We start from the raw sequence: 22814 nt of genomic DNA, 5'->3' as shown, positions 1-22814 counted from the left end.
AATTTAAATTCGCGCTCCGTAGTTAAAATTTCACAATAAAAGCGCCTTATAAAGCGTAAAAAAATGCCAGTCTTAGACTGGCATTTTTGTATTTTACCAATGCTCGCCTGGGAAGAGACGGGCATATGCTTTTTGCACCCAATTAAGTTTTTGCGGTTTCCCGACCGAGGCATTAGAGCTTGGGAAGAGGTTAAAACCAATCGACATTAATTTATTATTTACATCTGGCGCAACTGCATAGGTCATAGAGGCTAAATAACCTAAACATGTGGCGACTTTCTTCGGACGTTTGAGAATCGCATTGGCGACTAAATCAGCGGCTTGTTCAGGCGATAAAGTCGGTACGTAATTATAGATCTTAGTTGGCGCGATCATTGGCGTGCGTACCAAAGGCATATAAATTGAAGTAATGGCAATGTTATGTGAGTGCACTTCAGCAGATAGGCAGCGGCTAAAGGCATCCAGCGCCGCTTTAGAGGCCACATAAGCCGAAAAGCGCGTTGCATTGGCCAATACACCAATAGAACTGATGTTAATAATATGCCCTTGGCGGCGCATCATCATTTTTGGCAATAAGTTCATAATTAAACGTACTGAGCCAAAATAATTCAGCTGCATGGTACGCTCAAAATCGTGAAAACGATCGAGAGATTCATGCACAGCACGGCGAATTGAGCGCCCAGCATTGTTAATTAAAATATCAATATGCTCAACATCTGCCAAAATTTGTGCAGATACAGCATCTATGTCTTCTAAACTGTTTAAATCGCATGGATACACTGAAGCCTGTCCCCCACGTGCTTCAATATCAGCTTTTACGGCTTCTAAGGTTTCTTGGGTACGCGCCAATAATAGAACATGAGCGCCTGCATCTGCCAACTTGTGTGCTGTGGTTAGACCAATGCCACTTGACGCACCCGTGACTAAAATTACTTTTCCATTAATACGTTTTTTTAATAAATTTTCCAACTTTGCCTTCACAGTAGTGCTTCCCAACCTATTTTTAAAATGAACTATTGTTTTTTATGACATTATTTTGCATAGAAGTCATTGATCGCTGATGCTGGTTTTACGCAAATCATAGTGTATTTAAAGAAAAAAGCCATCTCTATCACAAAAAATACTGAATGTTATAACGATTCTCAGCCATGGGCTGATGAAGAATGCAAAAACTGAGCCTAAATTTCGACAGTTAAAATAAAACGAAATCTCAATTTGAGTATTGCGATCCCCCCATTTACGCCTGATCTTGCGACTATTAAAGCCTATGCAGATGAACAGTCAATGAAAAATCGACATGATTTGCAACATAGTCTTTTGCCTGATCAGGATGAAATAATGGCAAAATAAAACGATGAATAAATAAGCAAAAAGATATTTACAACAAAGTCGTGAACTTCTTGGATATGCCTTATGTTTTCAGGACTTTCATCGTATAATGGGCGATTATTTTTTCTGCTCACTTGAGTATGGGGATTGATTAATTTATATCCCCAGTTTGGTTTTACTATTGAGGAGTCCTGCGTGGCCCAATATATTTACACGATGAACCGTGTGTCGAAAATGGTTCCGCCGAAACGCGAAATCTTAAAAGACATCTCTTTATCATTCTTCCCAGGTGCAAAAATTGGTGTACTTGGTTTAAACGGTGCAGGTAAATCTACTTTGCTTCGTATTATGGCTGGCGTAGATAAAGATTTCTCTGGTGAAGCTCGTGCACAACCAGGTATCAAAATCGGCTACCTTGAACAAGAACCACCTTTAGATGATTCAAAAGACGTTCGTGGTAACGTTGAAGATGGTTTACGTGAGCCACTTGATGCCTTAGCGCGTCTTGACGAAGTATTCGCAGAATATGCAGCAGAAGATGCTGATTTTGACGCACTTGCTAAAGAACAAGAAAAGCTAGAAGCAATTATCCATGCTTGGGATGCACATAACCTTGCAAACCAAATGGACCAAGCTGCTGCAGCATTAAACTTACCAGCTTGGGATGCAGACGTTTCTAAGTTGTCTGGTGGTGAGCGTCGCCGCGTGGCACTGTGTCGTTTGCTATTATCTAAGCCAGACATGTTGCTTCTAGACGAACCGACGAACCATTTAGATGCGTCTTCTGTATCTTGGTTAGAGCGTTTCTTAAAAGACTTCCCAGGTACTATTGTTGCCATTACCCACGACCGTTACTTCTTAGATAACGTGGCTGAGTGGATTCTTGAGCTTGACCGCGGCATGGGTATTCCATACCAAGGTAACTACTCTTCTTGGTTAGAGCAAAAGAACGTGCGTCTAGAACAAGAACAGAAGCAAGAAGAATCTTTTGCTAAAGCATTGAAAAAAGAACTTGAATGGGTTCGTTCAAATGCCAAAGGTCAGCAAAAGAAAAACAAAGCGCGTATGGAGCGTTTTGAAGAACTTAACTCGCGTGAATTCCAACAACGTAACGAAACTTCTGAAATCTACATTCCACCTGGTCCACGTTTGGGTAACAAGGTTGTAGAAGTAGAAGGCATCAGCAAATCGTTTGGTGATCGTACCCTGTACAAAGATTTATCTTTCGTTGTTCCACCATGTGCCATTGTGGGGATCGTGGGTGAAAACGGTGCAGGTAAAACGACACTATTCCGTATGATGACCGGTGAGTTACAACCAGACACAGGTTCTGTGGTTCTAGGTGAGTCAGTTAAAGTAGCTTATGTGGGTCAGATTCGTGACACCTTAGATAACGACAAAACTGTTTGGGAAGAAGTGTCTGGCGGTCTAGATATCTTACGTATTGGCGATTACGAAATTGCATCACGTGCATATATTGGTCGCTTTAACTTTAAAGGCCAAGATCAGCAAAAACGTGTAGGTCAATTGTCAGGTGGTGAGCGTAACCGTTTACAACTTGCCAAAATCCTACAAATGGGTGCTAACGTGATCTTACTCGATGAACCATCAAACGACTTGGACATCGAAACTTTACGTGCGCTTGAGGATGCAATCCTGGTGTTCCCAGGCACAGTCATGGTGATCTCGCATGACCGTTGGTTCCTAGACCGTATTGCAACACACATCTTGTCATTTGAAGGTGAAACGCCTGAATTCTTTACAGGTAACTATGCTGAATTTGAAGAATACCGTCGTAAACGTGACGGTGATGACTTAGTGGCTAAGCGTCAAAAATACCGTAAAATTGGTAACTAAGTTTTATTTTTGCGCAGTTTAAAAAACCAGCCTTTGGGCTGGTTTTTTTGTGTTAAGAAAAAGCTATCAATTGATAGATCTCATTAAGTTGTTCTTGAGCACCTACATGGCCACATGCTGCGGCACGTTTCAGCCATTCTTCAGCTTGTACATAGTCGCGCTCTAAACCTAAGTGACCTGTGTAGTAGGCCATACCCAACTCATATTGTGCTTGCGCATGACCACGTAGTGCAGCACTTAAAAAATTCCACATGGCATTCCGCTGATCTAAATGCGAGACATCATAGGGTAATTTTTTGCTCAAAAACTCGCGCTGGTGCTCTAGTGCTAATTTGGCGAAATATTGCCCTTGATTGTATTCCTGCATGGCTTCCATGTCTTTTAGGTCTATATTTGCATGATGTGGGTAGAGCAATGTATCAAGCATTTGTTTTATTGTTTTCATACTTGCACCGAATTAAATCCTTTTCTAATAATTTAAGCGATTTCATATTTTTTAAATGATTTATTTTGTTGTTTTTAGTGAAGAAAGACTGGAGAATGAAACAAATCAAATAATAAATTATTTAATCAAGGACATAAAAAATTTGCTCTTGCAATGCAATGTGTGACTCATTGATACAGGCTGAGCAGAGGAAATTAACACAAATACTGCGCTATAAATTTTTGATCCTTGTTATGTTAATACAACTCTATAGGCGATAGGCAGGTGGCGGATGGGGTACTCACACGAGCACAATCATAGTCATGCCATGGTGACAGAAAAAAATGCCAAAAAACTCACCATTGCATTGGTTCTCACCACTAGTTTTTTAATTGTAGAATTGATTGCAGCACTGATCACCCAAAGTTTGGCACTGTTATCTGATGCTGCACATATGTTTACTGATGCAGCAGCCCTAGCGATTGCCTTACTGGCAATTAAAATTGGCAAACTACCAGCCGATAATAAACGCACCTTTGGTTATCAGCGTTTTGAAATTCTAGCCGCGCTATTTAACGCCTTAATGTTATTTGCGGTGGCAATTTATATTGTCTACGAAGCGTATCAGCGCTTTAACCAACCTGCAGAAATTCAAACCATGGGCATGTTGATCGTGGCTAGCTTAGGACTGATTGTTAATTTAATTTCAATGCGGATTTTATTTTCAAGTAGCCAAGAAAGCTTAAATGTCAAAGGAGCATATTTGGAAGTGCTCAGTGATGCGCTTGGTTCGGTTGGGGTGATTATTGCTGCAATTGTGATTTATTTTACCGGTTGGATGTGGATTGACACAGTGATTGCGGTGTTGATTGGTTTTTGGGTATTACCACGGACATGGTTGCTGTTAAAGCAGAGTATTCATATTTTATTGGAAGGTGTGCCTGAAGAGATTGATATTGAACGTTTGCACACTGATTTATTGGCCTTAGAGGGGGTAGAAGAGATCCATCAACTTAAGGTATGGGCTATTAGCTCTAAGAATATTCATCTGGCAGTGCACTTATATGCGCCAAATGCTGATCCGCAAAAAATATATCAAGAGGCGCTGCATTTACTGCAATACACTTATGCCATTAACCAAAGTACCTTACAAATTGAGCAATTTAATTGTAATGTAGGACATGATCATGCGGCACATGATCATGTTGAACACTCACATTAAATATTAGATCTGCCACTCATGGCTGCATTCGCGGCATTTCCATTTCTTTTGTGACTGCATAAAGGCTTGCATTGATAATTTAAAGTCAGGTAAGTCTTTATAGAACATAACACCTGCAATTAAACACAGCACAAAGACTGCAACTGTAATGGCTTGTAGTGTTGAACCCGCACCGTCACCAAAAATCCACATTGCAATGCTAATAATGACCAGTAATAGCAATACAAATAAACAAGGGATTAAAAATACTAAGCTTTTTGGCACCACAGGACGTGGAGCAGGTGAGCCGACTTCGGCAACAGGCATGATTTTAGGGCTTTGGCATTGTGGGCAACGGTATTGCATTGCAACTCCATAATTTTAATCTATAGCGTATTTTAACAGGAAAGCCAAAATAACAGGCAATAAAAAAGCCCAAGTCGTAATGCTTGAGCTTTTTTATAAGATGACATGTTCGCCATCTTAAATATGGCGTCCCTACGGGGATTCGAACCCCGGTTACCGCCGTGAAAGGGCGATGTCCTAGGCCTCTAGACGATAGGGACAAGTGAGGCAACACAGGTAAGAACTTGGTGGAGTCAAGGAGGATCGAACTCCTGACCTCTACAATGCCATTGTAGCGCTCTACCAACTGAGCTATGACCCCAGTCTGTGTGGTGGCTATATTATGGATATACACACCACACGTCAACTATTATTTTAATTAAGCTTGATTGGTTGCTTCATTTTTAGGCAACTTTAAGCTTTCATTGAGTTTTTCCCAAGCTTTTAACTCTTTTTTGCTTGGAGCACCGACAATTTCTAAGGCATGACGTAAGCGTGCGAAAGTCAAATCCGGACCAATGGTGACCATGGTTTGCATCACAGGTGTAGATGCTGTAGAGCCCGCAATGGCAATAAAGAACGCAGGCATAAAGTCGCGTAGTTTAATTTCCATTTGCGCGGCTAAATCCATGAGGATTTGGCTGACGGTGTCGTTATTCCAAGTAAATGAGCTTTCTAAGCGCCAGATGGCAAATTGTAAGCTTTGACGCACTTGTTCTTCAGTCAATTTTTTGCTGACAAACTGCTCTTTAGTAAGAGTTGGGAAGTGGTTGAAATAATGCGCTGACCAATTTACGGCTTCAGACAATAAGTTAATACGTGGCTGAATCGCTGCGGCAATCTCTTCTAAAGTTTGACGGTCAGCTTTCCATGCCAACAAAGTATCGAGTAATTCAGCAGGGCTTAAGCCTTTGATCCACTGACCATTTAACCAGTTGAGTTTTTCCACATCAAAAATTGGGCCACCTAAAGACACACGTTGAATGTCAAAGTTTTCAATCATTTCAGCCAAAGTGAACTTTTCACGTTCATCAGGCATAGACCAACCCATACGGCCCAAGTAATTTAACAAAGCTTCTGGTAATACACCAATGTCTTTGTAATAGTTAATAGAAGTTGGGTTTTTACGCTTAGAGAGTTTTGATTTATCTGGGTTACGTAATAACGGCATATGACATAGCACTGGCATATCCCAACCAAAATATTGATACAATAATTGGTGTTTAGGCGCAGATGGTAACCATTCTTCCCCACGGAATACGTGGGTGATTTGCATTAAATGGTCATCGACTACGTTAGCTAAATGGTAAGTTGGTAAACCATCAGTTTTAAGTAACACTTGCATGTCGACTTGTGCCCATGGAATTTCAACTTCGCCACGCAGTAAATCTTGAATCTTGCATGTACCTTCAGTCGGTACTTTCATACGAATGACGTGTGGCTCACCCGCAGCCAAACGACGCTGTACTTCTTCTTCAGATAACAATAAGCCACGACCGTCATAGCGTGGAGTTTCACCGCGTGCTTGTTGCTCAATACGCATTTGATCTAACTCTTCTGCTGTTGCAAAACAGTAGAATGCATGACCTTTTTCAATTAAATCTAACGCATATTGCTTATAAATATGCATACGTTCAGATTGACGGTAAGGTGCGTGTGGACCGCCTACATCGGGACCTTCAGACCAATTTAGACCTAACCAACGTAATGAATCTAAAATCATTTTTTCAGATTCAGGCGTTGAGCGTAATTGATCAGTATCTTCAATACGTAAAATGAATTCCCCACCGTGCTGTTTAGCATAGCAGAGGTTAAACAATGCGATATAAGCAGTACCTACATGGGGGAAACCGGTAGGAGATGGGGCAATACGAGTACGAACGGTCATAACACTCTTTTTCTTTAGAAAAGTAACTAAAGGCTATTATAACGAAAAAGCCCAATTACATTTACGTTAATTGGGCTTTAATCAGCAAAACGCTTTGAAAGGGATAAAGCATTTTGGCGATTTTTTTCAAGAATTTGAACTGAATAAAGATTGTACAAAGCGTGAGAAACTTTGGTTTTGCGCAGCTAAAATACTTTGACTTGGCTTGGTTTTAATAGTGGTCATTAATTTTAAACTGGTAACATTTAAATCTGGATTCTCTTGTTTTTGCGTGAGTGCTTTTTCAATTAATGAGCTTTTTTCAGCTGACTTAGTTTTGTTGCTGCTAGGTTGCAGTCCTGCTGCGTGCACATGGCTTAATAAGGTCGTGACCAACAATACTGGAATAAGTTTAAACATTAACGTCCCCTTTCGTAACATAATAACATAAGTGTATGATTAAAATTTAAGCCTAACGAAGTTAAGCATTTACCTTGTGGTCCATACACAACCCGACCACAATAGTTACCAAAAATTAACACTCTTGGTATAAAAATAATTTTTAACAAACAACTATGAAGATAAGGTGAAGATAAGTAACAACTGCTGTTTAGTTAAGCAATTTTTACAAAAATATGCAAGTGAACTGTTTTTTTACTGGTTTTAGATAAGCAAAGCTTAAAAATATACTAAGCCTTAGCACAAGGTTATGATGTAATAATCTATAGGGTCTAATATATGTTTTATGCATATATTAATCATAAAAAGCTATATAGGCGTTTTATCATAATTTTTTTAATAAAAAACATACTTTTAACTTAAGTGTTTAAGCTAAAAGTCATAGATCAGGCACAGTGCTTGAATTGAAGTTTATAAATATATTTCATATATTTAGCACTAATATAGATAATGGATGAATGCTGCCATGAAAATGCAATTGAAGACTTGGGTAAGTACCGCGCTATTGCTCGGTAGTATAGCATTTGGCACATCTGCACAGGCTGCAGACCGTGAGTTTTTGAATGTATCTTATGACGCAACACGTGAATTTTACGACGAGTTTAACAAATCATTTGGTCAATATTGGAAAGACAAAACCGGTTTATCTGTAGCCTTTAAACAGTCACATGGTGGTTCAGGTAAACAGGCACGTTCTGTGGTTGATGGTTTAAAAGGCGATGTAGTGACGTTGGCACTTGCCAATGATATTGAAGAAATCGTGAAGTCCGGGCAGATTCAAAAAGGTTGGCAAAAAGAATTTCCACACAATTCAGCCCCTTATACTTCTGCGATTGTGTTTATGGTACGTAAAGGCAATCCAAAAGGCATTAAAGATTGGAACGATTTAACCAAGCCAGGTGTAGAAATTATTACTCCAAATCCAAAAACAGGTGGTCTACCACGTTGGGTGTATTTATCAGCTTGGGGTTACCAGTTAAAACAACCAGGGGGCAATGAAGCTAAAGCCAAAGAATTTGTAGGTAAGATGTACCGCAATGTTAAAGTGATGGATTCAGCCGCGCGTGCGTCAATGACGACGTTTGCTGAACGTGGCATTGGTGATGTATTACTTACTTGGGAAAATGAAGCTTTAGTGACGCAAAAAGCCTTGGGCAAAGGTAAATTTGATATTGTCTATCCATCATTGACCATTTTAACTGAACCATCTGTGGCTATTGTGGATCGTACAGTTGAGAAAAATGGTAACAAATGGTTAGCGCAAGGTTATATCAATTACTTGTACTCACCTTTAGGTCAAGACATGGCGGCACGACATTACTATCGTCCACGTAACCCAGAGATTTTAGCCAAGTATTCACATCAATTCCCAACACTAAAAACCTTTACCATTGACGAAGTGTTTGGTGGTTGGGCGAAAGCACAGCAAACCCATTTTGTTAATGGCGCGATCTTCGATCAGATCTATAATTCTAGACGTTAATTTTAAGCTGCATAAAAGCTCCCAATTGGGGGCTTTTTTTAGCTAAAACGGTTTTCTCTATGAAAAATAAAAATTCCCTACAAAAAGTCGTTTGGCGCTTGGCAAAAAGCAGGTGATAATGTGCAGTTACAATTTTGCTTATTTCAAGAGTGCTATGTCCCATATTTCTGTATTACTTCACGAAACCGTTGATGCTTTAGTTGCAGAGCGCAATACAGGGATTTATGTAGATGGCACCTTTGGGCGCGGTGGGCATACCCGTTTATTGCTGTCAAAACTCGATGCCAATGCCAAAGTTTATGGTTTTGATAAAGATCCGCAAGCTTTAGAAGTAGCGTATCAACTGCAACAAGAAGATCCGCGTTTTGAGATTATTCATGCGAGCTTTGCTGATTTAAAACAAGAGCTTGCTGCGCGTGGGATTGATCAAGTCGATGGTGTGATGGCTGATTTAGGGGTGTCTTCGCCGCAGCTTGATCAAGCAGAGCGTGGTTTTAGTTTTATGCATAGTGGTCCACTTGATATGCGTATGGACAATTCAAAAGGCCCTACCGCCGCTGAATGGTTGGTTGAGATTGAAGAAGAAAAATTAGCCAATATTATTTTCCAATATGGCGAAGAACGTTATAGTCGTCGTATTGCTAAAGCCATTAAAGCGGCAGGTTATATTGCAACAACTGGTGAATTAGCTGAGATTGTTAAAGTCGCGCATCCTAAATGGGAAAAAAATAAACATGCTGCAACGCGTACTTTCCAAGCGATTCGTATCGCGATTAACAAAGAATTAGAAGATGTTGAGGTATTTTTACCCCAAGCGGTAGATGTGCTGAAACCACACGGTCGTTTAGCGGTGATTAGCTTCCACTCTTTAGAAGACCGTTTAATCAAACAATTTATTCAAAAAGAATCAACTTTGGCAGAAGACCATAGTTGGGGAATGCCACCACAACGCGAAGATACGCGTCGTTTAAAGAAAATTGACCGTGTTAAAGCCAGTGAAGCGGAAGTGAAAGCCAATCCTCGTTCGCGTAGTGCATGGTTACGTGTTGCAGAACGTTTAGTTGCTAAAGGCGAATAATGAAAAACCAAGAGCAAATTGCCGATCAACCTAAATCCAAATTAGTTTTAAAGCGTAATCTAAGTTATGCGCTGTTGATTGCTTTGGTCTTTATTAGCGCCATGATGGTGGTATTTCAAGTGTTTGAATATCGTCATGATTATCGTCAGCTCAGTAGCTTGAATCGCGAAAAAGAAGCGCTTAATGCTGAGTGGGGGCGTTTGCTGATTGAGCAACAAACCTTTGGTGCAACTGCGCAAATTGGCACACGTGCAGTGACACAACTACGTATGTATTCACCTCCGGCAGCACAAACTGTCGTGATTTCTTTACCGATGAACTCTGAACAGAAACAATAAGTATGGCCGATTCGCATAAAAAACCTACGCGGAAAAAAAAGCAGTCTATTACTGAAAAAAATACTTTAAGTGTAGATATGTGGCGCTTCTACCTCATGTGGGGCGTGGTGCTGGCTGTTTTTCTGATTTTGGTCGGTCGTGCCTTCTTTGTACAAATCATTGATAAAGAGTTCTTACAAAATAAAGCCAATGCCAACATGGTACGCACCGAAAAAATTAAGCCGATGCGTGGGGTAATTAGCGACCGTCATGGGGTACCTTTGGCGATTAGTACTCCAATCATGAATGTGGTGATTGATCCACAGGATTATTTTGAAAATAAAAAGCTTTATGATGAAACCAAAGCCAAACTTGCTGTTGATCCAAGCAACAACAAATTAAAGCGCCAGTTGCCGGACAAAAACTTAAATTTGGATGAACTGGCTGATGCCGTTGGTATGGACCGTGCTGAACTACGTAAAAAGGTTTATGAACGTCCAAACTCACGTTATGTGGTCTTAAAAAAGGAAGTGCCACCACCACAAGCAGAAATGATTGTCGGGCGTAATTTCCAAGGCGTATATACCGAAAAAAATTATAAGCGTTATTATCCACAGCCGCAGCCAAGTGCACAAATTATTGGTTTAACCAATAGCGAAGGTACAGGAATTGAAGGCTTGGAAATGCAGCTCAATAGCCGTTTATCCGGTGTGGCAGGCGAGCAACGTATTTTACGTGATAAAAAAGGCAATCGCGTTAAAGATCCAGATGTGCTACGTGAAGTTGAACATGGTGAAAATATTACCTTAAGTATCGATTCACGTTTGCAGTACATTATGTATCGTGAGTTGACTGCTGCGGGTATTGCCAATAATGCTCGTTCTGCCACTGCGATTGCAGTAGATGTCAAAACTGGTGAAATCTTAGCGATGGCAAGTTGGCCATCGTATAACCCAAATGATAAAAAAGGCTTAGAAAACAAAGATGCTATGCGTAACCGCGGTGCAGTGGATTCTTTTGAGCCGGGCTCGACCATGAAGCCACTGACAGTAGCAATGGCACTCGAAAGTGGTAAATATAATGTCAATAGTGTCGTTAATACCTCACCGGGGAGCATGCGTGTAGGTAACCATACTATCCGTGATACGCATAACTACGGCCCTTTAACCTTAGGTGGCATTATTCAAAAATCATCTAACGTGGGTGTGGCTAAACTGGCCCTATCTTTGCCATATGAAACGCTACCTACTTTCTACAAACGCTTAGGTTTTGGTCAGCGTTCGGCAGTCAAATTCCCAGGTGAAAGTGCGGGTTTAATCTTGCCGCCAAGTAAATGGAACGTGTCTGAAGTAGCCACCATGTCTTATGGTTATGGTCTAAATGCCACCGTGCTACAGATGGCAGATGCCTATGCCATGCTAGCCAATAAAGGTAAAAAAATGCCATTAAGTTTGTACAAACTTGAAGGTTTACCGCAAGGCGAGCAAATGATTGATGCAAAAATTGCCGATCAAGTATTACTGATGATGGAAACAGCCACTCAACCAGGCGGTACCGCAACACGCGCTAATATTCCTGGTTACCGTGTTGCAGGTAAAACAGGTACAGCGCACAAATTACGTGCTGATCGTAAGGGCTATTCGACCAACGAATATCGCGCCTTATTTGCTGGGGTAGCACCTGTGAGTGATCCACGTTTAGCCATGGTGGTTGTGGTTGAAAATCCAAAAGGCAGTTATTACGGTGGTACCGTGTCTGCACCGGTATTTGCCCGCGTGATGCAAGAGTCTTTACGTCTCCTTAACGTCCCTTTAGATAAACCCTTAGAGAGCCAAAAGCCCAATAAATAGGTGAGCAATGTCAATTACATTTCAACAGCTTTATCCGATCGACCAAAGCGCTGCTTGGATGACACAATCCTTTCAGGGCTTTCAATTAGATAGTCGTCAAGTACAGCCAGGGCAAATTTTTATTGCCCTGACTAGTTTTTCGCAACCAGAAAAAACTGTGCAATTTGCGCAAAGTGCCCTTGATCGAGGTGCTTTGGCGGTCATTGCTGAAACGGATTTAGGCTTAGACAATAGCTATGTTGTGAGCAATGTGCGTCATTTAATGGGCCAGTGGCAAAAACAATATTTACAAGCGACGCAGCCTGTTAACCCAGCACGCATTTTGGCAGTAACAGGAACCAATGGTAAAACCACAATCTCGCGTTTAGTGGCTGAACTTTTAATGTTGCAAGGTAAAAAATGTGCTGTTATGGGCACTACAGGGAATGGGATTTTACCTAATCTTGAGGCCTCTTCGCACACCACTTTAGATGCTTTACACTTGCAAACAGCTTTGCATGAATATGCGCAGCAAGGTGCTGAATTTGCAGCAATTGAAGCCAGTTCGCATGGTTTAGAACAAGGTCGTTTAAATGGCGCAAATATTGAAATTGCCGCGTACAGTAATTTAAGTCGTGATCACTTGGATTATCACGGTACGCTAGAAGCGTATGCGGAGGCCAAAGCGGCTTTATTTGCTTTTTCTGGCCTCAAAGTGGCGATTATCAACATTGATGATGAACACGCGCCAGTGATGTTACAAGCAGCCAAAAACAATTCAGCGCAGCCTAAAATCCTGACCTATTCAACGACACAAGCAGCTGATTACCAAGTTAAAGATATCGAATATAGCTTAAGTGGTGCGAGGTTTAGCCTAGTGACTGCACAAGCTGAATTTGAGGTGCAAAGTCCGTTATTGGGTCACTTTAATGTTGAGAATTTAGTCGCTGCATTGGTCTCTGCTGAACAAGCGGGTTTTGCCTTAAGTGATTTGATTGCAACAGCACCACAGCTCAAAGGTGCGCCGGGTCGTATGCAAGTGATACGTGATGACGAACGTTTATTTGTGGTGGATTATGCACACACCCCTGATGCCTTAATTCAAGTGTTACAAACCTTAAAACGTCATGTGTCACAAGACCTTTGGGCCGTGTTTGGCTGTGGTGGTGACCGTGATCGTGGTAAACGTCCATTGATGACGCAAGCGGCATTACAAGGTGCTGACGTGGCCTTGCTTACCTCAGATAACCCACGTACTGAAGATCCTGAGCAAATTTTTGCTGACATGAAAGCCGGCATCGATTTTAGCGCGCATCGTGTGCATGAAATTCATGATCGCCGTGAAGCGATTAAATTTGCAGTTAAAACGGCTAAAGCCGGTGACATTGTGGTGATTGCCGGTAAAGGTCACGAAAATTATCAAGAAATTAATGGCGTGCGTCATTGGTTTGACGACGTTGTTGAAGTGCAAGCTGCGCTTAACATGCCACAGCAGGCCGATCGTGCCTATCCTGCGCAATAGGAAAACATCATGCATACCTCAACCACCAGTACTGTGCCTTTAGAGCCGTGGACAGCCGAACAACTTGCCGCAGCCACCCAAGGGCATTGGCATAATAACCAAGTGCCACAAGGCGCAATTAAACGTATTTTAACGGATTCACGTCATGCCGAAGCCGGTGATGCCTTTTTAGCTTTAAAAGGCGAGCGTTTTGACGCCCATGATTTTATTGTACAAGTGGCTGCCCAGGGCTGCCAAGTTGCGATAGTCAGTCATCCTGTAGATGCCGATATTTACCAATTGGTGGTGAGTGATACACGTTTGGCTTTGGGTGCTTTGGGCGCTTATCGTCGTCAGCATAATCCGCAGCTTAAAGTGATTGCTTTAACGGGCAGTAGTGGTAAAACCACCACCAAAGAAATGCTGGGTAGTATTTTATCGCGCTTAGCCCCAACGCTGATTACTCGCGGTAATCTAAATAATGATTTAGGTGTGCCGATGATGTTGCTTGAGCTGTGTGCTGAGCATCAATATGCTGTGATGGAATTGGGCGCAAGTCATCAAGGTGAAATTGATTACACCTCAAATTTAGTGCAGCCGCATGTGGCAGGCATCTTAAATATTGGGACTGCGCATTTGGGTGAGTTTGGTGGTCGTGATGGGATTTGCCGTGCTAAATCGGAAATTTACGCACATATTGCCAGCGATGGTACAGCCATTTTCCCAAGTGATGATGACTTTAGTGCACAAATTCAAACTGCCGTACACAATGAAAAAATCTTAAGTTTTGGTCACGGGGGTGACATCTTTGCCACAGATATTGATTTACAGCCCCAAGAAACCACATTTACTTTAAACACCCCGCAAGGCACTAGCCGAGTGAAGTTACCATTTGCGGGTGAGCACAATGTACAAAATGCGTTGGCTGCGGTGGCTTTTGCCTTGGCTTTAAATATTGATCTACAAGACATTGTACAGGGTTTAGAACAAGCTCAAGGTGCTAAAGGTCGTCTGAACTTTATTCAACATAAAAATCATTTATTTATTGATGACACCTATAACGCCAACCCAAGCTCAATGCGTGCTGCTGCCGAAGTGCTGGCGAAGCAAGAGGGTATTCGCGTGATGGTGATTGGTGATATTGGTGAACTAGGTGCTGCTGCTGCGATTGAGCATTACAAACTGGGGCGCGATTTAGTCTCAGTCAAAGGCTTAAACTTTGTCGTGGCAGTGGGCGAATTTGCCCCTGCGGCACAAGAAGGTGCGCGCAGTACCCAATATGGTAAAAAAATGCAGGCTTTCTTAACTCAAGAACAAGCCTTACCTCTTTTAATTAGTCTAGTCGAAACACATCAAACGCAATCCATGAGTTTCCTGTTTAAAGGTTCTCGTTATACCCATATGGAAACGTTGATGGCGCAATTGATGGAGAAACTGTAAATGCTACTCTGGTTGTTCGAACACTTAGCGAGTTATCATGACTCGTTTGGTGTAGTACGTTATTTAACGCTACGTGCACTATTAAGTGTCCTCACCGCGCTTGGGATTGGGCTTGCGCTTGGCCCCTATATGATCCGTAAATTACAAGCCTTAAAATACGGTCAAGCGGTCAGTAGCTTTGCGCCTGAAGGTCATGCCAAAAAAATGGGCACCCCAACCATGGGTGGTTTACTGATTCTATTGTCTATTGGTATTTCCACCTTACTCTGGGCAGATTTAAGCAACCCTTATGTCTGGATTGTGCTTGCAGTAATGGTCATTTTTGGTGCCGTAGGTTGGGCCGATGACTGGATTAAAATCCGTTATAAAGACAATGCCGGTTTACCAGCCCGCAAGAAATTCTTTTGGACTTCAGTTGGTTCAATTGGTGCAGGTATCGCGCTGTATTACATTGCAACTCTACAACCGAGTGCAGCGCAAACAGCGTCTATGTTGGATGTGCTGATTCCATTCTTTAAAGAAATCTCGATTCCACTGTCGATGATTCCACTGGGTATCGGTTTTATTATCTTTACTTATTTGGTGATTAACGGTGCATCCAATGCAGTCAACTTAACCGATGGTTTAGATGGTTTGGCCATTATGCCAATCGTCTTGGTGGCAGCAGGTTTGGGGGTGTTTGCTTATCTAGCGGGTGATGTACGCTTTGCTAATTATCTGCATATTCCTTATGTAAAATATTCATCTGAATTGGTGGTGATCTGTGCAGCGATGATTGGCGCAGGTTTGGCTTTCCTTTGGTACAACGCCCATCCTGCGCAAGTATTTATGGGTGATGTCGGCGCATTATCTTTAGGTGCGATGCTCGGTACCATTGCAGTGATGGTTCGTCAAGAAATCGTCTTTGCCATTATGGGCGGTGTGTTTGTGGTAGAAGCAATTTCAGTCTTCTTACAAATAGGTTCACTACGTATGCGTAACAAACGAGTGTTCTTAATGGCGCCACTCCATCATCATTACGAGAAAAAAGGCTGGCGTGAAACACAAGTGGTGATTCGTTTCTGGATTATCACAATTATGCTGGTAGTTTTAGGCTTAATGACTTTAAAATTGCGCTAAGCAAATCGTAAAAAGAAAGTCGGCATTTGCCGGCTTTTTTTGTTTTTGGAGAAAATGATGAACCTACTCATGTGCCCTGTATGTCGGGAAAAACTGAGTCTTACAGAAAAAACATGGCACTGCGTAAATCGTCATAGTTATGACTTGGCTAAACAAGGCTATGTCAATTTACATGTAGTGCAGCATAAACACAGTAAAAATCCGGGTGATACGCCTGAGTCGGTACAAGCGCGCCGTGCCTTTTTAAGCGCAGGGCATTACGCACCATTGCAACAGGCAGTGGTGAAAAAAATTGCTGAGTTAAGGATTGAAAACTTGCTGGATATTGGTTGTGGTGAAGGCTATTACACCAATGCAATGCAGGCCCAAGTATTGCAATGCGTAGGGGTAGATATTGCGAAAAATGCGGTACAAGTGGCAGCGAAGCTGAATAAAGACATCACTTGGATTGTTGGTACTGGCGCAACTTTACCTGTTTTAGACGCTTCAATTGACCTATGCACCAGTCTATTTAGCCCGATTCCTAAGCAAGAAATTCTACGTGTCTTAAAAGATAACGGTCATTTAATGGTGGTCACGCCAGCACAAAATCATTTATATGCGATGCGTGAAGCCTTGTTTGAAGAGGTGAAACAACATGATTCGGCTAAATTTGTTGAACAGCTCAAAGATGCCTTTGATTTAGTCGAAGATATCGTGATTGATGCCCCTATGCAGCTCAATCAAACTGATTTAAAAAATCTGATTGCCATGACGCCTTATGCCTATAAAGCCAAACCAGAGCGTCGTCAGACTTTAGAAGTCAATGAACACTTTAATTTGGCCGCGCAGTTCCAAATTTATGTGTTTAAAAAGAAATAAAAAAAGCCCGCAATCGCGGGCTTTTCCTTATTCAACTTCTCGAATTAAATTTTCTAAACTGTCGCTAGGTGCTTCCCGTTTAGGTTCAGGTTGCATCGGCGGTGGTGTTTTACGTACCGGCTGCAACGCTGTAGTGCCAGGTAAGTCGGCAAAGTCATTCTCTACGCTGCGTTTTGGTGCCACTGGGGGTGGACGATAAATTGGACGTGCCAGCGGCGGTGCGGTACGGTGTTGTTGATCGTCTTGTTCAGCAGATTCAACTTTGTTACGATCTTCTGGTCCTTTAGCTTTAGCATCTAGTCGAACCCATGCTGATGGTGTGCCTTTTAAAGATTTCTCCATAAAGTCACTCCAAATTGGAAGTGCTGCCACGCCGCCATATTCACGGCGTCCTAAGGTGCTTGGCTGGTCAAAACCGACCCAAGTAATGGTCACGAGTTTACCGTTAAAACCGGCAAACCATGCATCTTTTGCATCGTTGGTAGTACCTGTTTTGCCACCTAAATCATCACGACCAATTTTTAAAGCAGCACGACCGGTACCGTGATTAATTACATCACGCAAAATATTGGCCATATCATAAGCTGAGCTGGATTTTAAAATCCGCTGCGCTTGACGATATTCAGTGCTGTCGGCAGGTTTAGCAGTTGGAGTAGGTGCAGCAGTGGCTTCTGAACTTGCTGCTTCAGATGCAGCTTTGGCTTCAGATGCAGCCTCTAAAAATGCTGCATCATCTGCTGAAAGTTCTTTGAGATCCTTTTTAGCAGGTTCATCTTTTTGAGTAATACACTGAATACAGGCATATTCAGGATTGGCTTTATAGATCACTTTGCCATAGGCGTCTTCAATACGCTCAATAAAATATGGTTGAACGCGGTAGCCACCATTGGCAAACGTGGCATAACCTGTGGCCATTTGTACCGGTAAGACTTGTGGTGTACCTAAAGCAATGGTGTAGTTACGCGGAATTTGATCTTCTTGTAAACCAAAGTCCATAAATAATTGTCGTGCACGTTCAACGCCGACGCTTTGTAATAAACGCACTGATACTGTATTACGTGATAAATACAATGCTCGGCGCAGTGGAATCATGCCCAAATAACGTCCATCGGAGTTTCTAGGAGTCCATTTACCAATGGTAATAGGCGCATCATTAACCATACTATGCGGGGTCATGCCACGCTCTAATGCTAAAGCATAAACAAAGGGTTTGATGGTTGAACCTGGCTGACGCCAGCCTTGAATGGCACGGTTAAATTTAGACTGATAAAAGTTATAGCCCCCCACAACTGCTTCTAAAGCCCCATTGTTAGGGTTTAATGCAATCAATTGGCCTTGGACTTTTGGAACTTGGACCAGTGCCCATGAAGTTTTTTCTGTATTGGGGCGTAAACGTACAATATCCTTAACTTTGACAATTTGTGAAGCCCGGCTTGGCGCAGCTCCTACACTATTGGCGCTGCGATAGGGGCGTGCCCATGACATACCTGACCAGGGTACGGTTACCGTTGAACCATCTTGCATAACAGCATCAAAGCTATTCGTACCAACTTTAATGACTTGAGCGGGGTAGGTGTTGGCATAAGCCATAAATTCTTTTAAGGGTTTATCGTGTGCCTCAGCACCACGCCAACCATGACGACGGTCATAATCTTCTAAGCCATCACGTACTGCCTGTTCGGCGTAGGCCTGACGTTCACTATTAATGGTGGTATAAACTTTATAACCTGAATCGACTGCATGTTCGCCAAATTTTTCCACTAACTCGCTACGCACCATTTCGCCTACATAGGGAAATCGGTTGCTAATACTACGGTCAGGGCTGTCTAAATTTAATGGCTCGGCAATCGCAGTTTGGTATTGCGCTTGGTCAATATAACCTAGCTGTAACATCCGTCCTACAATCCAGTTACGACGCTCTAGCGCACGTTCAGGATTGGCAATCGGATTATATTTAGAAGGTGCTTTAGGTAATCCGGCAATCATGGCCATTTGCGCCACAGAAAGCTCATTTAAACTCTTGTTATAATAAATCCGCGCTGCAGCCGCGATACCATACGCATTTTTACCTAAGAAAATTTTATTTACGTATAAGGTTAGAATTTCTTCTTTACTTAAAGTCTGTTCAATTTTGCGTGCTAAAAATACTTCAGTCAGTTTACGTTTTAAGGTACGTTCTGGACTTAAATAATAGTTTTTAGCCACCTGCATAGTAATGGTTGAACCACCGGTTTGCACATCAGATCCAGTCAAACTCTCAGTCACAGCACGACCTAAGCCCTTAAAGCTCACCCCGCTGTGATCAAAGAAAGATGAGTCTTCGGCTGCTAAAAACGCATGGACAAAGGTCTGTGGAATTTGGTTGTAGGCCACCGGAACCGAGAGTTTGCCACCATATTCGGCAATCAGTTGGTTATCTGAGCTATAAACTTGTAAAGGCTTAAGCAAAGGCGCTTTTTTGAGGGTCGACATATCCGGTAAGGATGGGGCGATATAAAGGTACATGCCATAAAAACCCATCGGAATTGAGACTAAAATTATAATTATGCTCAAAAAAAATGGATGCACACGGCCTGAACAAGATAGCTTTTTCATAACAAGTAAGTTTTAATAAGAGCTAATGGCAAACTAATTGGTCGTCAGTATAGCCTTTACACCTACGGATTGTTAGATGAGTTATTGTATCCGTATAAAATTATAGACCTTGACCGATTAGTGGGTTTTTGTTTTTTGGGGATAAAAAAATAATAGGACTGAATTGTGCTCAGGTTATATCGTAAACCAAATAAGGGGTTAACGGGCGTAGATATTAGTTCTACTTCTGTTAAAGTTTTAGAACTCGCTGTAAAGAATGGTAAGTACCATGTCGAGAGTTATGCTCTTGTTCCATTACCAGATGGCAGTGTGGTTGAAAAAAATATTTTAAATGTAGAAGCTGTTGCAGATGCCCTAGAGCGTGCAATTAATCTTGCTGATCCACGCAGTGATCATGCCGCTTTTGCTGTTCCAACCTCCATGGTGATTTCTAAAGTCATTGAGATGGATGCGGACATGAATGATGACGAGCGTGAAGTGCAAATCCGTATGGATGCTGAGCAATATATTCCGTTCCCGCTTGATGAAGTCAGCCTTGATTTTGAAGTCCTCCCTGATCGTTTAGCTAATCCGCAACGCGTTAAAGTGTTACTGGTTGCGACACGTTTAGAAAACATTAGCCTTCGCTCTGAGGTACTAGAGCTTGCCGGTCTTACCCCAAAAATTGCCGACGTAGAAAGCTTTGCCATTGAAAATGCGTATGAAGTTTTTGCTGATACCTTGCCAGTGGGCGTACATACCGTAGCAATTTTAGATATTGGTCATACTATGACCACGTTATCTGTCATGCAAAACGGTAAAGTCATTTATACCCGTGAACAGGTCTTTGGGGGTAAGCAATTAACACAAGATATTCAAAACCGCTATGGCTTGTCTTTTGAAGAAGCAGGTCGTGCTAAGAAAACTCAAAGTCTGCCAGATGATTACGAGGCTGAGGTTTTAGAGCCTTATTTGGATGCCGTCGTCCAACAAGCCGCACGTTCATTGCAGTTCTTTTTCTCATCATCACAATTTAACGAAATTGACCATATTTTGTTGGCGGGTGGTAATGCCAATATCACAGGCCTTGCCAAGCTCATTCAGCAAAAACTTGGTTATCGCGTCACGGTAGCGAATCCATTTTTACAAATGGGCTTTTCCAGCAAAGTTGATGTACAAAAAATTGAAAAAGATGCGTCTTCACTGATGGTGGCCTGTGGCCTCGCAATGCGGAGTTTTGATTAATGGCAAGAATTAACTTACTCCCTTGGCGTGATGAGCTAAGAGAAAAACGTAAAAAAGAATTTATTGCGGTTTCTATTGGGGTGGCTTTACTTGGCGTATTAGGCGTGGTTGGGACTTGGATGTACTTTGATGGTCGTCTTGAAGACCAGAACCAAGCCAATCAATTGGTGATGAGCACCAACCAAAACCTAGATGTCCAGCTAAAATCTTTGGAAGGCTTGCAAGAACAGCGCGATGCCATTGTTGAGCGTATGAAACTGATTCAAGGTTTACAAGGTCAACGCCCTGTAGCAGTGCGTCTCGTCGATGAACTGGTACGTGTCATACCAAGCAATATGTACATCACCAAATTTGTCCGTCAAGGCGATAAATTTACCATTGAAGGGCGTGCTGATAGTCCAAATACTGTGGCAGATTTACTGCGTGGTCTAGAAGCATCATCGTGGTATCGCAATGCCTTTATGAATTCGTTCTTAGCCGTGGAAGAAGGTAAACAGCAACCAGCCAGTTCGCTTGTACCACGTCGTGAAGACAGCTATGGCTCATTTGTGGTGACAGCTGATCTTGATGAAATCAAAATGGATATCGTGGCAGATCTAGATGCAGCTGCAAGTGAAGCGGATCTTATCGTAACGGGGGCAGAATAATGAGTCGTGAAGAATTTGATGAATTAAGCCAAGACGTCGTCAGCCCCAAAAAGAAAATGACGGTGGAAAAGTTTTTCCAGCAGTTTAATACCTTAGATACCAGTAATTATGGTAGTTGGCCTGTTTCAGTCAAAATTACCTGTTGGTTATTTTTACTTTTAGTGATTGCTGCTATTGGCTACTTTTTGGCAATCAAGCCAAAGTTAGATGCGATTGAAGCTGCCCGTGCACAAGAAACTCAGTTACTCAATGAATTTCGTGAGAAAGATTCTAAATTGCGTAATTTACAGCAATATCAAGCGCAGCTCATGGATATGCAAGCCAACTTTAACCAGCAGTTAGAACAGCTACCTAAAGAAACTGAAATTCCAGGTTTAGTTGAAGACATTAACATCACTGGGGTGAATGCTGGACTGAAATTTAAAAATATCCGTCTAGAAAATGAAATTAAGCAAGAGTTCTTTATTGAACAGCCAATTTCGATTGAAGCGACAGGTGATTATCATGCCTTTGGTTCATTTGTCAGTGGTATTGCCGCCTTACCGCGTATTGTCACCTTACATGATTTTGAAATTTCAGCTTTAGAAAACAAAGAGAAACGCGCTGAAGTGCCTGTAGTGACTTATAAAGTTAATGCCAAAACTTATCGTTATATCGGTGTAAATCCAAACGAGCAAAATCCAGATGCAACAGAGGAGACGCCATAATGCATACACGCAAAATTAGCTTAAGCCTCTTGCTTGGATTGGCCTTGGTCGGTTGTGATTCACGCATTGACTCAGTCAATCAACAAATGGCGGAGATTCGTAACCAACCGCCTTTGCCAATTGAGCCTGCGCCAGTATTTATGCCTGTGCCAACCTTTGATTATGCAGCGCATCAATTAAAAAGTCCGTTTATGCCTACTTCTTTAGCGGCAGAGCTGAAAATTATGGCCGGCAAGCGAGTTTATCCAAACTTCTCGCGTGCGCCACAACCACTCGAGAGCTATGCCCTAGAAAGTTTGAATATGAAAGGCAGTATGCTCAACAGCTCAGGTAAAATCACAGCAGTTATTCAAACCCCTGATGGTGAGCTAGAGCGAGTACAGCTCGGCAGTTATATGGGCAACAACCACGGTCGCGTGGTGCGTATTACACCAACGCAAATTGATCTGATCGAAATCATTCCAGATGGTCGTGAAGGTTATTTAGAACGTCCACGGAGCCTGGTACTGCTGGGTGCTGCTGCACCTTAAG

At 42.1% G+C, this 22814-nt stretch carries 20 protein-coding genes and 2 tRNA genes; 14 read left to right on the top strand and 8 right to left on the bottom strand.

Going from position 1 to position 22814, the window contains the following annotated elements:
• Positions 1 to 93 precede the first annotated feature (93 nt).
• Positions 94 to 981, bottom strand: a complete 888-nt coding sequence (locus AC5YCD_RS10440) for an SDR family NAD(P)-dependent oxidoreductase (RefSeq protein ID WP_496129976.1) — start codon at positions 979 to 981, stop codon at positions 94 to 96.
• 543 nt (positions 982 to 1524) lie between these two features.
• On the opposite strand from AC5YCD_RS10440, the gene ettA reads away from it, so the two are divergent.
• On the top strand, positions 1525 to 3186 hold the full coding sequence (gene ettA, locus AC5YCD_RS10435) for an energy-dependent translational throttle protein EttA (RefSeq protein ID WP_496129975.1): 1662 nt from the start codon (positions 1525 to 1527) through the stop codon (positions 3184 to 3186).
• A 52-nt stretch (positions 3187 to 3238) separates the two neighbouring features.
• Here the strand turns inward: ettA and AC5YCD_RS10430 are convergent, their stop codons facing one another.
• Positions 3239 to 3631 (bottom strand): tetratricopeptide repeat protein, encoded by a 393-nt coding sequence (locus AC5YCD_RS10430; protein ID WP_496129974.1) that lies wholly within the window; start codon positions 3629 to 3631, stop codon positions 3239 to 3241.
• Positions 3632 to 3902: 271 nt separating this feature from the next.
• Here AC5YCD_RS10430 and AC5YCD_RS10425 point away from each other — a divergent pair, with 271 nt between their 5' ends.
• Entirely contained in the window at positions 3903 to 4832 is a 930-nt protein-coding gene (locus AC5YCD_RS10425; protein WP_496129973.1) for a cation diffusion facilitator family transporter, read from the top strand.
• Between the two features lie 3 nt (positions 4833 to 4835).
• Here the strand turns inward: AC5YCD_RS10425 and AC5YCD_RS10420 are convergent, their stop codons facing one another.
• The 5 genes from AC5YCD_RS10420 to AC5YCD_RS10400 form a co-directional block, all read right to left on the bottom strand.
• Complete coding sequence (locus AC5YCD_RS10420) at positions 4836 to 5177, bottom strand: hypothetical protein (protein WP_496129972.1); 342 nt, start codon at positions 5175 to 5177, stop codon at positions 4836 to 4838.
• 124 nt (positions 5178 to 5301) lie between these two features.
• Positions 5302 to 5377 (bottom strand) — tRNA-Glu (locus AC5YCD_RS10415).
• Positions 5378 to 5402: 25 nt separating this feature from the next.
• A tRNA-Ala gene (locus AC5YCD_RS10410) sits at positions 5403 to 5478 on the bottom strand.
• Positions 5479 to 5535: 57 nt separating this feature from the next.
• The gene (gltX, locus tag AC5YCD_RS10405; RefSeq protein WP_496129971.1) at positions 5536 to 7044 is read right to left on the bottom strand and encodes a glutamate--tRNA ligase; all 1509 of its coding nucleotides are present in this window, start codon (positions 7042 to 7044) and stop codon (positions 5536 to 5538) included.
• A gap of 126 nt (positions 7045 to 7170) precedes the next feature.
• On the bottom strand, positions 7171 to 7443 hold the full coding sequence (locus tag AC5YCD_RS10400; RefSeq protein ID WP_496129970.1) for a hypothetical protein: 273 nt from the start codon (positions 7441 to 7443) through the stop codon (positions 7171 to 7173).
• A 505-nt stretch (positions 7444 to 7948) separates the two neighbouring features.
• Between AC5YCD_RS10400 and AC5YCD_RS10395 the strand changes: the two genes are divergently transcribed.
• From AC5YCD_RS10395 to AC5YCD_RS10360, 8 genes are all read left to right on the top strand, one after another.
• Positions 7949 to 8965 (top strand): sulfate ABC transporter substrate-binding protein, encoded by a 1017-nt coding sequence (locus AC5YCD_RS10395; RefSeq protein WP_496129969.1) that lies wholly within the window; start codon positions 7949 to 7951, stop codon positions 8963 to 8965.
• A 154-nt stretch (positions 8966 to 9119) separates the two neighbouring features.
• A complete protein-coding gene (rsmH, locus tag AC5YCD_RS10390) occupies positions 9120 to 10043 on the top strand; it encodes a 16S rRNA (cytosine(1402)-N(4))-methyltransferase RsmH (RefSeq protein ID WP_496129968.1) in 924 nt (307 codons plus the stop codon).
• Positions 10043 to 10381: a cell division protein FtsL gene (ftsL, locus tag AC5YCD_RS10385; protein ID WP_496129967.1), complete on the top strand. Its 339-nt coding sequence runs from the start codon at positions 10043 to 10045 to the stop codon at positions 10379 to 10381. The genes rsmH and ftsL overlap by 1 nt, the downstream gene beginning before the upstream one ends.
• A gap of 2 nt (positions 10382 to 10383) precedes the next feature.
• Entirely contained in the window at positions 10384 to 12210 is a 1827-nt protein-coding gene (ftsI, locus tag AC5YCD_RS10380; RefSeq protein WP_496129966.1) for a penicillin-binding protein PBP3, read from the top strand.
• Positions 12211 to 12217: 7 nt separating this feature from the next.
• On the top strand, positions 12218 to 13711 hold the full coding sequence (locus AC5YCD_RS10375) for a UDP-N-acetylmuramoyl-L-alanyl-D-glutamate--2,6-diaminopimelate ligase (protein ID WP_496129965.1): 1494 nt from the start codon (positions 12218 to 12220) through the stop codon (positions 13709 to 13711).
• Positions 13712 to 13720: 9 nt separating this feature from the next.
• Positions 13721 to 15130, top strand: coding sequence for a UDP-N-acetylmuramoyl-tripeptide--D-alanyl-D-alanine ligase (locus AC5YCD_RS10370; protein ID WP_496129964.1), 1410 nt, complete (start codon positions 13721 to 13723; stop codon positions 15128 to 15130).
• Positions 15131 to 16249: a phospho-N-acetylmuramoyl-pentapeptide-transferase gene (mraY, locus tag AC5YCD_RS10365; protein ID WP_496129963.1), complete on the top strand. Its 1119-nt coding sequence runs from the start codon at positions 15131 to 15133 to the stop codon at positions 16247 to 16249. It begins immediately after the preceding gene.
• Between the two features lie 57 nt (positions 16250 to 16306).
• On the top strand, positions 16307 to 17110 hold the full coding sequence (locus tag AC5YCD_RS10360; protein ID WP_496129962.1) for a putative RNA methyltransferase: 804 nt from the start codon (positions 16307 to 16309) through the stop codon (positions 17108 to 17110).
• A 27-nt stretch (positions 17111 to 17137) separates the two neighbouring features.
• Here the strand turns inward: AC5YCD_RS10360 and ponA are convergent, their stop codons facing one another.
• Positions 17138 to 19705, bottom strand: a complete 2568-nt coding sequence (gene ponA / locus AC5YCD_RS10355) for a penicillin-binding protein PBP1a (RefSeq protein WP_496129961.1) — start codon at positions 19703 to 19705, stop codon at positions 17138 to 17140.
• Positions 19706 to 19870: 165 nt separating this feature from the next.
• On the opposite strand from ponA, the gene AC5YCD_RS10350 reads away from it, so the two are divergent.
• The 4 genes from AC5YCD_RS10350 to AC5YCD_RS10335 are packed head-to-tail and all read left to right on the top strand — an operon-like array spanning position 19871 to position 22813.
• A complete protein-coding gene (locus AC5YCD_RS10350; RefSeq protein WP_496129960.1) occupies positions 19871 to 20929 on the top strand; it encodes a pilus assembly protein PilM in 1059 nt (352 codons plus the stop codon).
• Complete coding sequence (locus tag AC5YCD_RS10345; protein WP_496129959.1) at positions 20929 to 21576, top strand: PilN domain-containing protein; 648 nt, start codon at positions 20929 to 20931, stop codon at positions 21574 to 21576. The genes AC5YCD_RS10350 and AC5YCD_RS10345 overlap by 1 nt, the downstream gene beginning before the upstream one ends.
• Positions 21576 to 22283, top strand: a complete 708-nt coding sequence (locus AC5YCD_RS10340) for a type IV pilus inner membrane component PilO (RefSeq protein WP_496129958.1) — start codon at positions 21576 to 21578, stop codon at positions 22281 to 22283. Before AC5YCD_RS10345 ends, AC5YCD_RS10340 begins: the two co-directional genes overlap by 1 nt.
• Positions 22283 to 22813 carry a pilus assembly protein PilP gene (locus tag AC5YCD_RS10335; RefSeq protein WP_496129957.1) on the top strand — a complete coding sequence of 177 codons (531 nt, stop codon included), beginning with the start codon at positions 22283 to 22285 and terminating at the stop codon, positions 22811 to 22813. The genes AC5YCD_RS10340 and AC5YCD_RS10335 overlap by 1 nt, the downstream gene beginning before the upstream one ends.
• The last annotated feature ends 1 nt before the right edge of the window (position 22814 follow it).

This window comes from Acinetobacter sp. CY05 (assembly GCF_059515805.1).
Note: the sequence above shows the minus strand (reverse complement) of the source record. Positions and strands in the feature narration are given on the sequence as shown.

Bases quoted from the DNA above. Each gene is read 5' to 3' on its own strand.
- ftsL (WP_496129967.1), top strand. From the start codon at position 10,043: ATGAAAAACCAAGAGCAAATTGCCGATCAACCTAAATCCAAATTAGTT.
- AC5YCD_RS10430 (WP_496129974.1), bottom strand. From the start codon at position 3,631: ATGAAAACAATAAAACAAATGCTTGATACATTGCTCTACCCACATCAT.
- ponA (WP_496129961.1), bottom strand. From the start codon at position 19,705: ATGAAAAAGCTATCTTGTTCAGGCCGTGTGCATCCATTTTTTTTGAGC.
- mraY (WP_496129963.1), top strand. From the start codon at position 15,131: ATGCTACTCTGGTTGTTCGAACACTTAGCGAGTTATCATGACTCGTTT.
- AC5YCD_RS10425 (WP_496129973.1), top strand. From the start codon at position 3,903: ATGGGGTACTCACACGAGCACAATCATAGTCATGCCATGGTGACAGAA.
- AC5YCD_RS10370 (WP_496129964.1), top strand. From the start codon at position 13,721: ATGCATACCTCAACCACCAGTACTGTGCCTTTAGAGCCGTGGACAGCC.
- AC5YCD_RS10345 (WP_496129959.1), top strand. From the start codon at position 20,929: ATGGCAAGAATTAACTTACTCCCTTGGCGTGATGAGCTAAGAGAAAAA.
- AC5YCD_RS10375 (WP_496129965.1), top strand. From the start codon at position 12,218: ATGTCAATTACATTTCAACAGCTTTATCCGATCGACCAAAGCGCTGCT.
- AC5YCD_RS10335 (WP_496129957.1), top strand. From the start codon at position 22,283: ATGCATACACGCAAAATTAGCTTAAGCCTCTTGCTTGGATTGGCCTTG.
- gltX (WP_496129971.1), bottom strand. From the start codon at position 7,044: ATGACCGTTCGTACTCGTATTGCCCCATCTCCTACCGGTTTCCCCCAT.
- AC5YCD_RS10395 (WP_496129969.1), top strand. From the start codon at position 7,949: ATGAAAATGCAATTGAAGACTTGGGTAAGTACCGCGCTATTGCTCGGT.
- ftsI (WP_496129966.1), top strand. From the start codon at position 10,384: ATGGCCGATTCGCATAAAAAACCTACGCGGAAAAAAAAGCAGTCTATT.
- AC5YCD_RS10400 (WP_496129970.1), bottom strand. From the start codon at position 7,443: ATGTTTAAACTTATTCCAGTATTGTTGGTCACGACCTTATTAAGCCAT.
- AC5YCD_RS10360 (WP_496129962.1), top strand. From the start codon at position 16,307: ATGAACCTACTCATGTGCCCTGTATGTCGGGAAAAACTGAGTCTTACA.
- rsmH (WP_496129968.1), top strand. From the start codon at position 9,120: ATGTCCCATATTTCTGTATTACTTCACGAAACCGTTGATGCTTTAGTT.
- AC5YCD_RS10340 (WP_496129958.1), top strand. From the start codon at position 21,576: ATGAGTCGTGAAGAATTTGATGAATTAAGCCAAGACGTCGTCAGCCCC.
- AC5YCD_RS10420 (WP_496129972.1), bottom strand. From the start codon at position 5,177: ATGCAATACCGTTGCCCACAATGCCAAAGCCCTAAAATCATGCCTGTT.